Source organism: Prescottella equi (assembly GCF_002094305.1).
Taxonomy (GTDB): domain Bacteria; phylum Actinomycetota; class Actinomycetes; order Mycobacteriales; family Mycobacteriaceae; genus Prescottella; species Prescottella equi.
The window spans coordinates 172,050-184,234 of record NZ_LWTX01000005.1 but is presented as its reverse complement, the minus strand read 5'-3'; the positions used below and the strand labels follow the sequence as shown (position 1 = coordinate 184,234).

The following is a 12,185-nucleotide window of genomic DNA, read 5'->3' as shown; positions in this document are numbered from 1 at the left end:
TTCTGAACATCGGGAGGTCTTCGATGGAACACACGTACCTCGTCAAGGGCATGACCTGTCAGCACTGCGCGGCCGCGGTCACCGAGGAGATCAGCGAACTGTCCGGAGTCACGAGCGTCGACGTGGACGTCGACGCCGGCCGGGTCGTGGTGGAGAGCGAGTCCCCGCTGGACACCATCGCCGTCGCCGCGGCAGTGACCGAGGCGGGCTACGAACTGGTCCTGTAGTGACCACCACCGCACCGCGCACCGTCGAACTCGACGTCGGGGGCATGACGTGCGCGTCGTGCGCGGCACGAATCGAGCGCAAGCTCGGCAAACTCGACGGGGTCACCGCCACCGTCAACTACGCCACCGAGCAGGCGCACGTCGAGTATCCCGACGGCATGCCGTTGCAGGATCTCATCGACGTCGTCGAGAAGACCGGATACACGGCCGCGGTGGCGGCTCCCGAGGAGCCGGCCGAGACGGACGAGGGTCGCGACCGCCTCGGGGCCAGGCTCACGATCGCGGCCGCCGCATCGGTGCCGGTGGTCGTGGTGTCGATGATCCCGTCGCTGCAGTTCGACTACTGGCAGTGGATCGCGTTCGCCCTCACCACCGTGGTCGTGTTCTGGTGCGGCTACCCGTTCCACCGTGCCGCCGCCGTCACCGCCCGGCACGGGATGGCGACGATGGACACCCTCGTCTCGCTCGGCACGCTCGCCGCGTACGGATGGTCGACGTGGGCGCTGGTGTTCGGTACCGCCGGGCGCATCGGGATGACGCACGCGTTCACGTTCCGGCCCGGCGCGCACGATCCCTCCGGACAGATCTACCTCGAGGTCGCCGCCGGGGTCACCACCTTCCTGCTCGCCGGCAGGTACGCCGAGTCGCGGGCCAAACGTCGTTCCGGAGCCGCGCTGCGCGCCCTGCTCGAGGTGGGCGCCAAGGACGTGTCGGTGCTGCGCGACGGCGTCGAACAGCGGATTCCGGTGTCGGCGTTGCGGGTCGGCGACGAGTTCGTGGTGCGGCCGGGGGAGAAGATCGCCACCGACGGGCAAGTCGTGCGCGGTCGCGCGGCCGTCGACACCTCGATGCTCACGGGCGAGTCCGTACCCGTCGAGGTCGGCGAAGGCGACACCGTCGTCGGGGGCACGCTCGACAACGACGGCCTGCTCACGGTGCGGGCCGACCGCGTCGGATCCGACACCCGATTGGCGCACATCGCGAAACTGGTGACCGAGGCGCAGAGCGGCAAGGCGCACGCGCAGCGTCTCGCGGACCGGGTCTCGGCGGTGTTCGTGCCGGTAGTGCTGACCGTCGCGGCGGCGACCCTCACGGTGTGGCTGCTCCTCGGACATCAGGCCACCGAGGCGTTCACCGCCGCGGTCGCGGTCCTGATCGTCGCGTGCCCGTGCGCGCTCGGTCTGGCGACACCCACCGCGCTGCTCGTCGGCACCGGGCGCGGCGCCCAGATGGGAATCATCGTCAAGGGCCCCGAGGTGCTCGAGCAGACCCGACGCATCGAGACCGTCGTCCTCGACAAGACCGGCACCGTCACCACCGGCCGGATGGAGTTCGAGGACGTGATCGCGGCACGGGGGGAGGATCGGGACAGGGTGCTGGCGCTGGCCGCCGCTGTCGAATCCGGGTCGGAGCATCCGGTCGCGCAGGCGATCGTGCGCGCGGTGCCGGCACCGCTGACCGTCACCGGATTCGTGAACCGCCCCGGTGTCGGCGTCGAGGGTGTCGTCGACGGTCACGACGTCCGTGTCGGACGTGCCCAGGGCGCCGTTCCCGCGGAGGTGCAGAGCCGGCTGCCCGACGGCCGGACATCGGTGATCGTGTCGTGGGACGGCCGGGTACGGGGCGCGCTGGTGGTCGCCGACGCCGTCAAGCCCACCAGCGCAGAGGCGATCCGCGAGATCCGCGGTCTCGGGATGACACCGGTCCTGTTGACCGGCGACAGCGAGGCCGTCGCGACCGCCGTCGCGCGTGAGGTCGGCATCGACCGGGTGATCGCCGAGGTGCTGCCCGACCGGAAGGCGGCGACGATCGCCCGACTGCGCGAGGACGGCGCCGTGGCGATGGTCGGCGACGGCGTCAACGATGCCGCAGCGCTCGCCACTGCAGACGTCGGGATCGCGATGGGTACGGGCACCGATGCGGCGATCGAGGCGAGCGACCTGACACTCGTGCGCGGCGACCTGCGGTCGGTGCCCGACGCCATCCGGTTGTCTCGGCGCACACTCGCCACCATCAAGGGAAACCTGTTCTGGGCGTTCGCCTACAACGTCGCGGCGATCCCGTTGGCGGCGACGGGACTGCTCAACCCGATGATCGCAGGCCTGGCAATGGCGCTGTCGTCGCTGTTCGTCGTCGGCAACAGTCTGCGGTTGCGGCGTTTCCGCTGACCGAGACCGGTCCGGACGACATCACAGGTATGGAACCGGTCGGCAGTGGGTACCGAACCTGTGCAGGGTCCCGGACCGCAGTGGTCGCCAGGGACCGTCGTCGTCCGTTCGGGAGGTTGCCGCCGATGAGTTCGGTGAGAACGCAGGTCGCCGCGAGTCGTGGGCTGTCGTGGGCCGAGGACTCGGCCACGGACGAGGATCCGGCGTCCACGCCGGGCTGGCTGCTCGGTGTGGCCGCGTCGGTGGTGCCCGGCGCCGTGACGATGCTGCTGGGGCGCTCGGTCCTCGAAGCCGTCACCGTCGTCGCGCTCACCGCCCTTGTCGTCGCAGCGTCGGCACTCCTGCTGCCCTCCCGCTGAACGTTCGGCCGTTTTCGGAATTGGTTGCGGTGCAGACTGTTACGGGTCGATCGAGCGTCGGGGTCCGTTGCCCGGCAGAAATGCCCCAGCGGTGCGAGACTCGACGTCATGAACAGGAACAGGATCGCCTCCGCAATCATGATCGCCGCTGCCACAGTCGGTTTCGCCACAGCGTGCAGCAACGACGACAACGACTCGACCGACGCATCGGTGACGGCGTCGGCCACGACGACCGCCTCGTCGGCGTCGGACGACCTCGGAGACAAGGCTTCCGAGATGGCGAGCTCGGCGTCGAGTGCTGCGTCCAGCGTGGCCTCCCAGGCCGGTGACGCCGTCGACAGTGCCAAGCAGGCGGCGTTCGTCGCCACCTTCCGTGCCTCGTATTCGGACCTGGCGACCGATCGCGACGACGACTCGATCAAGGCGATCACCGAGGACACGTGCGCGCTCCGCGAGAAGGGTGCGACCGACGACGAATTGAAGGAAGCGGTCAAGGGTCTCGCGGCCAACGGCACGACGGTTCCGTCCGACGAGCAGGCCTCGCGCATCCTCGACATGGCTGTGGCCGCCTGTTCCTGATCGCCCGCTCGTTGCGGCCGCCGTCGGATCGTCTGCCGGCTTCGGACCGACTCGTCGGTTACTCCGCGTAGGGTGAGCAGCACATCACCGGCAGACAGGGAGGGGTCTTTCGTGCGCAGGTCGACGCTCGGAGCAGGAGCTGCCGTCGCGGCAGCGATCATCGGAATCGGGGTCGCGCCGACAGCGTGTGCCGAACCGGCGCCGCCACTTCAGGTCACCACGGTGATGGACGGCCTCGCGAAGCCCTGGGACGTAGTGGTCGCGCCCGACGGCGCGATCCTCACAGGTGAACGTGCCGGACGCTTCGTCGTCAAGCGTCCCGACGGCACCGTCGGGGAGATGACCGCGGACCTGTCGGACCTGTACGCGGAGGGCGAGACCGGGCTGATGGGTATCGCGCTCGCCTCGGATTTCGCGACGAGTCGCACCGTCTACACGTGTCAGGGACACCGGCAAGCGGGCGGGGGTTCGCTCGGGGCCGGTTCGCTCGGGAGCGCGGACGCCGGCACCGACATCCGCGTCGTGTCGTGGACGGCAGACCCGGAGTGGACGACGCTGACCCGCACCGGGGTTGTTCTCACGGGGATTCCGACCGGTGCGGGCGGTCGCCACGGCGGATGCCGAATCCTCGCGCATCCGGACGGCACGCTCTACATCGGCACGGGGGACACTGCGAGCCCCACGGTCCCGCAGGATCGGAACTCGCTGGGCGGCAAGGTGTTGCACGTCGACGCCGACGGCTCACCCGCGGCGGGGAACCCGTTCCCGGACAGTCCGGTCTTCACGCTCGGGCATCGGAACGTGCAGGGCCTGGCCTTGCAGCCGGGCACCGGGCGTATCTACGGCATCGAGCAGGGCACCAGCCGGGACGACGAAGTGAACCTGCTCGATGCCGGAAACAATTACGGCTATCGACCCGATCGGGCGCCGTTCATCTACGACGAGAGCGTTCCGATGACCGATCCGGTCCGTGTTCCCGGCGCGGTCGCCGCGGTGTGGAGTTCGGGCGCGCCCACTCTCGCCACCCCGGGCGGCACCTTCGTCTCCGGCGCCGCATGGGGGGAGTGGGACGGCGCACTGGCCGTGACCACCCAGCAGGGCCGGGAGATGCTGCTGTTGAAGCTGACCGCGGACGGAACAGCGGTGACGGAGACGGACTCCGTGCTCACCGATCAGGGGCGCCTCCGGTCGGCCACCCGGATGCCCGACGGCAGCCTGCTCGTGACCACCGACAACGGCACCGGCGACAAGGTGCTCCGCGTCGCTCCCACCACGTCGTAGGAGCAGTAGGTCGTGTGTGCTCCCGAGGTGATGACGCATGTGCACCGGACGATCGGGGAGGGCGGGCCGAGGGTGACCCGACGGGGACTCCTGGGCGCCGCAGGCCTGGCGGCACTGGGCGGGGTACTGGCTCCGCGCGCCGCTGTGGCCACGCCCGCAGAGCCTGCGATCTCGATCCGGGCGCGCTCGGTGGTCGATCTCACGCATACTCTCACTCCCGATTTCCCGGTGTGGCCGGGGAGCGAGGCCTTCACGATGGCACCGGTCGTCGTGATCGATCCGAGCCCGCTCGGCTCCGTCGCAGGTGTACTGGGTGGATCGTCCGGCCCGGCGCGCGGCGAGTTCCACGTCAACCGCGTCTCGTACTGCGAACACGTCGGAACCCACATCGACGCGCCCGCCCACAAAATCGTGGGCGGTCGCACGGTCGAGGAACTACCGATCGAGGACTTCGTCGCGCCCATCGCCGTCGTGGACATCTCCGAGCGAGCCCGCACCGACGCTGACGCGGTGCTGACGGTTGCCGACATCGAGGCGTGGGAACGCGCACACGGGCGGCTGCCCGCCCGATCACTGATTGCGATGAACTCCGGTTGGGCGGCGCATGTCGCCAACCCGCGCAAGTACGTGGGCCTGGATGCGACCGGGACCCCGCACTCGCCGGGATTCGACCCCGACGCGGTCTCCTTCCTCGTCGAGGAACGCGACATCGTGGCGATCGGCGTCGACACACTGAGCCTGGACGCCGCGCGCAGCCGCACCTACGGCGCCCACGTGGCGGCCCTCGGCGCGGGCAAGTACGGCATCGAATCCCTCGCGAACCTGTCCGCGCTGCCGCCGGCAGGGGCGACCGTGGTGGTCGGGGCGCCCAAGCATCGCGGCGGATCCGGCGGGCCGTGCCGGGTGCTGGCGTTCGTGGACTGACCGGACGGGCAGCAGGCCCGGTAGCTCACCCCGCCCGGAAGCCCGCGATAAGTGCGCAAAACGCGGGACCTGCGCCCGGAATCCCGCGACAAGTGCGCGAAACGCGGGAACCTGCGCCCGGGAACCCGCGATAAGTGCGCAAAACGCGGGACGGGAGGGGTGGGTCGAGGCGGGCCGGGCTGGGCCGAATCGTAGGGAGAAGCGCCGCGAGCCGCGGTAGTCTCGCCGGACGAGCCTCTTCGGTATCTCGAAAGGCGTTTCGTGCGAACTCCTGAACCCGACCTTCCGCATCTCGCGCCGGCGACGGTCGTTGCGACGCTGCGCGCGGCCGGATGCGTGTTCGCCGAAGACGAGGCGCGCCTTCTGGTCGCGGAAGCGGCGCGCGCCGGAGACCTGGCTCGGATGGTCGAACGTCGCTCCGCCGGTGTGCCCCTCGAGCACGTCCTCGGTTGGGTCGAGTTCTGCGGCCGGCGAATCGACATCGAACAGGGCGTGTTCGTGCCGCGTCGACGGACCGAACTTCTGGTGCAAGAGGCTGCGGCACTGGTGGATCAGGGTGACGTCGTCGTCGACCTGTGCTGCGGGTCCGGCGCGCTGGGAGTCGCGATCGCTGCCGATTCACCCGGTGTCGAACTCCATTCCGCCGACCTCGATCCCGTCGCCGTCAGGTGCGCGCGCCGCAACGTGGAACCGGTCGGCGGGCACGTGCACGAGGGAGACCTGTTCGACGCACTGCCCGAGGAACTGCGGGGGCGCGTCGACGTCGTGGTCGCCAACGTCCCGTACGTGCCCAGCGATGCGATCGCGCTGATGCCGCCGGAGGCGCGCGATCACGAACCGCGTGCGGCGCTGGACGGCGGCCCCGACGGCCTCGACGTTCAGCGGGCCGTCGCGGAAGCGGCGCCGCGCTGGCTGAGCCCCGGCGGGCGTCTGCTGGTGGAGACCAGCATCCACCAGGCGTCCAGCTCGGTCGGGATATTCACGCGCGCAGTACTTCTCGCGCAGATCGTCCATTCAGACGAGCTGGACGCCACCGTGGTCGTGGGAATCCGGCCGGCCGACTACTGACCGTCGAGCATGGCGGCGCCCGCGAGGGCGTCGGGCACACCGAGGCCGTCGACGAGGGTGGCCGCGTGCGGGCGCAGCGTCCGGCAGCGTTCGTTGATGCCGCGGCGGACCGCCTTGGCGCGTTCGACGGAGAGCAGGCGATGCTCCATGAACCACGCCTTGTCGTCGTCGATCACGGTGAGCGCGAACAGGTCGCACAGTTCGCTCAGCAGGTCGCGCGCGGCCTCGTCCTCGCACTCGTCGATGCCCGCGATGAACGCCTCGAGCACCACCCGGTCGATGTGGGCGCGGGCCGCGTGCAGCACATGGTCCTGCACGAAGTTGAAGGCGTCGAAGGGGTCGTCCTCACGCTTGCGGGCCGCCTGCAGGCGCCGCGCGGCGGTCGCGAGCAGATACTCCTCGCGGTCCTCGAACATCGTCAACTGGGTGCCGCGGTTGAAGAGGCTGCCGTCCTCCTCGTTGTCCTGGCGGGTGTCGAGAATCGTCTGGATGATCTGCTGCGCTGCCGTGCGAGAGCGGACCGCGTCACCGAAAGCGCTGGCGGCGAACGCCATCCACTCGACGGGGCTCATCCCGCGCACCTCGTCGGCGTACTTGGTGAGCAGCTCCTTCGCGACCAGCTGGGTGAGCACCGTGTTGTCGCCCTCGAAGGTGGTGAACACGTCCGTGTCGGCCTTGAGGGCCGTGAGGCGGTTCTCGGCGAGATAACCGGCACCGCCGCACGCCTCCCGGCACTCCTGGATCGCCCGCGTGGCGTGCCACGTGTTCGCGGCCTTGAGCCCCGCGGCCCGCGACTCGAGTTCGCGCTGCTCGGCGGAGTCGACCTCGTCGGCGGTCTGGATGTCGTGCATCTTCGCGACGAGTTCGTTCTGCGCGAACCCGAGTGCGTAGGCGCGGGCGATGTGCGGGAGCAGGCGTTGCTGGTGGACCAGGTAGTCCATGATCGGCACCTCGGAATCCGGCGTCGCGTCGTCCCCACTCGGCGCGCTGAACTGCTTGCGCTGCAACGCGTACCGGGTGGCGATCGTGAGGGCGACCCGCGCCGCTGCGGCCGCCGATCCCCCCACCGTGATCCGCCCGCGCACGAGCGTGCCGAGCATCGTGAAGAAGCGGCGGTTCTCGTTCTCGATCGGCGACGAGTACACGCCGTCGGCGTCCACGGACCCGTACCGGTTCAGCAGGTTGGTCCGCGGCACCCGGACGTGGTCGAACATGATGCGCCCGTTGTCGACTCCGGGCAGACCGCCCTTGAGGCCGCAGTCCGACGTCGTCACCCCGGGCAGGTCGTTGCCGTCGGCGTCGCGGATCGGCACCAGCAGGCAGTGCACGCCGTGCGACTCGTCCCCGACCACCAACTGCGCGAACACCGCCGCCACGCGGGCGTGCTCGGCCGCGCCGCCGATGTAGTCCTTGCGCGACGACGGGGTGGGGGAGTGGACCACGAACTCGTCGGTGGCGGCGTCGTACGTGGCGGTGGTCTCGAGGCTCTGCACGTCGCTGCCGTGCCCGGTCTCGGTCATCGCGAAGCAGCCCAGTAACTCGAGGTCGATCATCGGGCGCAGGAACTCGGCGTGATGGTCCTCGGTGCCGAGGTTCTCGATCGCGCCGCCGAACAGACCCCACTGCACGCCGGCTTTCACCATGAGCGACAGATCCGACATCGCGAGCATCTCGATGGCGGTCACCGCCGCGCCCGGGTCCGCGCCGCTACCGATCTCGACGCCGAAGCCTCGGTCGACGAAGCCGCCGGTCGCGAGGACCCGCATCTGTTCGAGTGTCTTCGCCCGAGCCTGCGCGATGTCGGGGGTGTAGTGCGGCCGGAACTCGTCCGTCGACAGGTCGATCCGGGCCTTCTCGCGCACCTCCGCCCATCGGCCGTCGAGGGTGCTTCGCAGATGATCCGCAGTGGTCGCCATGACCCGACGGTAGTGCGGTCCGGCGGGTCCTGCCCGGGAACTGCCCGGCACCCGACCTGCGTGAACGGACACATCGAGCCGATGTGATTCCGGCCACCTCCTACACCCTGTCGTTGGCAAATTCGACAGAACTGGGACACTGGAAACCGTGACTGCTGCCTCCAGCGGGTCCGGCCTCGGACCCGATCTTCGTGACGCCCGTTCCGCCCAACTCTTCGACCGGGCGTCCAGGGTGATCCCGGGCGGCGTGAACTCCCCCGTTCGGGCGTTCGGTTCGGTCGGCGGCGCACCCCGGTTCATCGAGAAGGCGTCCGGTTACACCCTCACCGATGTCGACGGCAACGACTACGTCGACCTGGTGTGCTCGTGGGGTCCGATGATCCTGGGACACGCGCATCCGGCCGTCGTCGAGGCCGTGCAGAAGGCCGCGACCACCGGTCTGTCGTTCGGTGCCCCCACCGAGGGCGAGATCGCGCTCGCGGAGGAGATCGTCTCCCGCGTCGCGCCCGTCGAGCAGGTCCGCCTGGTCAACTCGGGCACCGAGGCCACCATGAGCGCCGTGCGGCTGGCCCGCGGCTTCACCGGCCGGTCCAAGATCGTCAAGTTCTCCGGCTGCTACCACGGCCACGTCGACGCCCTGCTCGCCGACGCCGGTTCGGGCCTGGCCACGTTCGGGCTGCCCACGTCGCCCGGTGTGACCGGCGCGCAGGCCGAGGACACCATCGTCGTGCCCTACAACGACCTCGAGGCGGTGCGCGCCGCGTTCGCCGCGAATCCCGGCGAGATCGCGTGCGTCATCACCGAGGCCGCCGCCGGCAACATGGGCGCGGTCGCGCCGCTGCCCGGCTTCAACGAGGGCCTGCGCGCACTCACCTCCGAGCACGGTGCGCTGCTGATCATGGACGAGGTCATGACCGGGTTCCGCGTCAGCCGTTCCGGTTGGTACGGCCGCGACGGCGTCGCCGGTGACCTCTACACGTTCGGCAAGGTGATGAGCGGTGGCCTCCCGGCCGCCGCGTTCGGCGGTCGCGCCGACGTCATGGCCAAGCTCGCCCCGGCCGGCCCCGTCTACCAGGCCGGCACGCTCTCCGGTAACCCCGTCGCCGTCGCCGCGGGCCTGGCGAACCTGCGCGCCGCCGACGACGCCGTCTACGCCGCGCTCGAGCGCAACGCGCAGACCCTGGGCACGCTGCTCGGTGCCGCGCTCACCGCCGAGGGCGTCCCGCACCGGGTGCAGTACGCCGGGACGCTGGTCAGCGTGTTCTTCACCGAGAACCCCGTCACCAACTACGCCGAGGCCAAGGCCGCGGACACGTGGCGCTTCCCGGACTTCTTCCATGCTCTGCTCGCGCGCGGCATCTACGCGCCGCCGAGCGCGTTCGAGGCATGGTTCGTCTCGTCGGCCCTCGACGACGACGCCTTCTCGAAGATCGCCGACGCCGCACCGCACGCGGCGAAGGCCGCCGCCGCAGCCCAGAACTGACCAGACCCGGATCGACCGGACACCGGCCGACCGACCGAAACGCAGGGACCACCACCGTGACCGACGCCGACAACGCGAGCGCTGCCGACACCTCCGACAACTCCGAGACCCGGACCATCGTTCACGTGCTTCGGCACGGCGAGGTCCACAACCCGAGCGGCATCCTCTACGGACGCCTCCCGAACTTCCGGCTGTCGGAGAACGGCGAGTCGCAGGCCCGTGCCGTCGCGTCGGCGCTCGCGGACCACGACATCACCCACGTCGTCGCGTCGCCGCTGCAGCGCGCACAGGAGACCGCTGCGCCGATCGCGGAGAAGCACGGCCTGCAGATCGCGACGGACGCCAACCTCATCGAGGCCGCCAACGACTTCGAGGGCCTCAAGGTGGCCGTCGGCGACGGTGCGCTGCGCCGCCCGCGGCACTGGTGGAAGCTGCGCGACCCGTTCACGCCGTCGTGGGGCGAGCCCTACCTGCAGATCGCGCACCGCATGCTCGCCGCGGTCAACACCGCGCGTGTCGCCGCGGTCGGCCACGAGGCCGTGTGCGTGAGCCACCAGCTGCCGGTGTGGACGCTGCGGCGTTTCCTGCAGGGCGAGCGCCTCTGGCACGACCCCCGCAACCGTCAGTGCGGTCTCGCATCCCTGACGTCCCTGGTCTACGAGGGCGACACCCTCGTCGACATCGTCTACTCCGAGCCGGCCGGATCGTCGGACCCGAGGGTGACCGGAGCATGAAGTTCCCGTCCCTCCGACTGGCGGCCGCGGCGTGCTCGCTGGTTGTCGCGGCCACCGTCGCGGGCTGCGCGACCGGTGACGACGCCGTCGCGCAGGGCGGCACGTTCGTCTTCGTCTCGCCCGGCGGCAAGACCGAACTGTTCTACGATCCGCCGTCCGAGCGCGGCGCCGTCGGCAAGGTGTCCGGCGAGGACCTGATGACGGACGGCAAGACCACGTCGCTCACCGACTACGAGGGCCAGGTCGTCGTGCTCAACGTGTGGGGCCAGTGGTGCGGACCGTGCCGTGGTGAGGCCGACGATCTCGAGAAGGTCTACGAGAACACCAAGGACATGGGCGTCCAGTTCCTCGGGATCAACGTGCGGGACCACACCAAGGACAAGGCGCAGGACTTCGTCGTCAACAACAAGGTGGGCTACCCGTCCATCTACGACCCCGAGATGAGGACGCTCCTCACCCTCGGCAAGAACTACCCGACCAGCGTCATCCCCACCACGATCGTGCTCGACCGCGAGCACCGGGTGGCCGCGGTGTTCCTCAAGGAGTTGCTGGTCGAGGATCTCCAACCGGTCGTGGAGCGGATCGCACAGGAACCGCAGGACCAGGGATGACCGCCGATACCGTCCTCCTCGCAGGTGTCGGCGACAGCTTCCAGTCGGCGGCGGCGAGTGGACCGCTCCTGCTCGCGTTGGGCGCGTGCGTGCTCGCGGGCCTCGTGTCGTTCGCATCACCGTGCGTCGTCCCGCTCGTGCCCGGCTACCTGTCGTACCTGGCCGGTGTCGTCGGCGCCGACGCTCCCGCCGTGTCGGAAGCGGAAGCCGCCACCCGCACCAGGACGCTGCGCGACGGACGCTTGCGGGTGGCCGGAGCGGCGGGACTGTTCGTCGCGGGCTTCACGGTCGTGTTCGTGCTGGCCACGGTGTCGGTGTTCGGCGCGATCGAGGCGCTCGCCCTCAACCGCGACGTGCTGCAGCGGGTCGGCGGTGTCGTGACGATCGTGATGGGCCTGGTGTTCATCGGCCTGGTCCCCGCGCTGCAGAAGGACACGCGGATGGAGCCGCGCCGCATCTCGAGCCTGGCGGGCGCCCCGCTGCTCGGCGGTGTGTTCGCCCTCGGCTGGACGCCGTGCCTGGGCCCGACGCTCGCGGGCGTCATCTCGGTCGCGTCCGGCACCGAGGGCGCGACCGCGGCCCGGGGTGTCGCGCTGATCGTGGCGTACTGCCTCGGTCTGGGACTGCCGTTCGTGATCGTCGCGCTCGGTTCGGCGCGCGCGCTGCGCGGCGTCGGCTGGCTGCGTCGAAACACCCGGACCATCCAGATCATCGGCGGAATCATGTTGGTGGCTGTCGGCATCGCGCTGGTCACCGGAGCGTGGGACCAGTTCGTCGGCTGGGTCCGTGACGCATTTATCTCGGAGGTGACCCTGCCGATATGACGGTTCGAGAC

Annotated in this window: 12 protein-coding genes; 11 read left to right on the top strand and 1 reads right to left on the bottom strand. The window is 70.1% G+C overall.

The genetic code is table 11. The features are described from left to right. Positions 1 to 23: 23 nt before the first annotated feature. From A6I89_RS14730 to A6I89_RS14700, 7 genes are all read left to right on the top strand, one after another. Positions 24 to 227: a heavy-metal-associated domain-containing protein gene (locus A6I89_RS14730; RefSeq protein WP_013416994.1), complete on the top strand. Its 204-nt coding sequence runs from the start codon at positions 24 to 26 to the stop codon at positions 225 to 227. Continuing rightward, complete coding sequence (locus A6I89_RS14725) at positions 227 to 2,395, top strand: heavy metal translocating P-type ATPase (RefSeq protein ID WP_022597509.1); 2,169 nt, start codon at positions 227 to 229, stop codon at positions 2,393 to 2,395. The genes A6I89_RS14730 and A6I89_RS14725 overlap by 1 nt, the downstream gene beginning before the upstream one ends. Positions 2,396 to 2,520: 125 nt before the next feature. Next, the gene (locus tag A6I89_RS14720; protein WP_022597508.1) at positions 2,521 to 2,754 is read left to right on the top strand and encodes a hypothetical protein; all 234 of its coding nucleotides are present in this window, start codon (positions 2,521 to 2,523) and stop codon (positions 2,752 to 2,754) included. Positions 2,755 to 2,862: 108 nt separating this feature from the next. Then, positions 2,863 to 3,333, top strand: a complete 471-nt coding sequence (locus tag A6I89_RS14715) for a hypothetical protein (RefSeq protein WP_044991345.1) — start codon at positions 2,863 to 2,865, stop codon at positions 3,331 to 3,333. Positions 3,334 to 3,444: 111 nt separating this feature from the next. After that, positions 3,445 to 4,614, top strand: coding sequence for a PQQ-dependent sugar dehydrogenase (locus tag A6I89_RS14710; protein WP_022597506.1), 1,170 nt, complete (start codon positions 3,445 to 3,447; stop codon positions 4,612 to 4,614). Positions 4,615 to 4,626: 12 nt separating this feature from the next. Continuing rightward, positions 4,627 to 5,538 (top strand): cyclase family protein, encoded by a 912-nt coding sequence (locus tag A6I89_RS14705; protein ID WP_044991344.1) that lies wholly within the window; start codon positions 4,627 to 4,629, stop codon positions 5,536 to 5,538. 261 nt (positions 5,539 to 5,799) lie between these two features. Further along, the gene (locus tag A6I89_RS14700) at positions 5,800 to 6,606 is read left to right on the top strand and encodes a putative protein N(5)-glutamine methyltransferase (protein ID WP_022597504.1); all 807 of its coding nucleotides are present in this window, start codon (positions 5,800 to 5,802) and stop codon (positions 6,604 to 6,606) included. On the opposite strand, the gene A6I89_RS14695 is transcribed toward A6I89_RS14700, so the two are convergent. Next, entirely contained in the window at positions 6,600 to 8,522 is a 1,923-nt protein-coding gene (locus A6I89_RS14695) for an acyl-CoA dehydrogenase family protein (protein WP_022597503.1), read from the bottom strand. The two genes, A6I89_RS14700 and A6I89_RS14695, sit on opposite strands and share 7 nt — an antisense overlap. Before the next feature lie 148 nt (positions 8,523 to 8,670). Here A6I89_RS14695 and hemL point away from each other — a divergent pair, with 148 nt between their 5' ends. From hemL to A6I89_RS14675, 4 genes are read left to right on the top strand one after another with little or no spacing between them, the layout of a single operon-like run. Then, complete coding sequence (gene hemL, locus A6I89_RS14690) at positions 8,671 to 10,005, top strand: glutamate-1-semialdehyde 2,1-aminomutase (protein ID WP_044991343.1); 1,335 nt, start codon at positions 8,671 to 8,673, stop codon at positions 10,003 to 10,005. Between the two features lie 56 nt (positions 10,006 to 10,061). After that, positions 10,062 to 10,739, top strand: coding sequence for a histidine phosphatase family protein (locus A6I89_RS14685; protein ID WP_005518131.1), 678 nt, complete (start codon positions 10,062 to 10,064; stop codon positions 10,737 to 10,739). After that, the gene (locus A6I89_RS14680) at positions 10,736 to 11,350 is read left to right on the top strand and encodes a TlpA disulfide reductase family protein (protein WP_005518132.1); all 615 of its coding nucleotides are present in this window, start codon (positions 10,736 to 10,738) and stop codon (positions 11,348 to 11,350) included. Before A6I89_RS14685 ends, A6I89_RS14680 begins: the two co-directional genes overlap by 4 nt. Then, positions 11,347 to 12,174, top strand: coding sequence for a cytochrome c biogenesis CcdA family protein (locus A6I89_RS14675; protein WP_005518133.1), 828 nt, complete (start codon positions 11,347 to 11,349; stop codon positions 12,172 to 12,174). Before A6I89_RS14680 ends, A6I89_RS14675 begins: the two co-directional genes overlap by 4 nt. Positions 12,175 to 12,185: the final 11 nt, after the last annotated feature.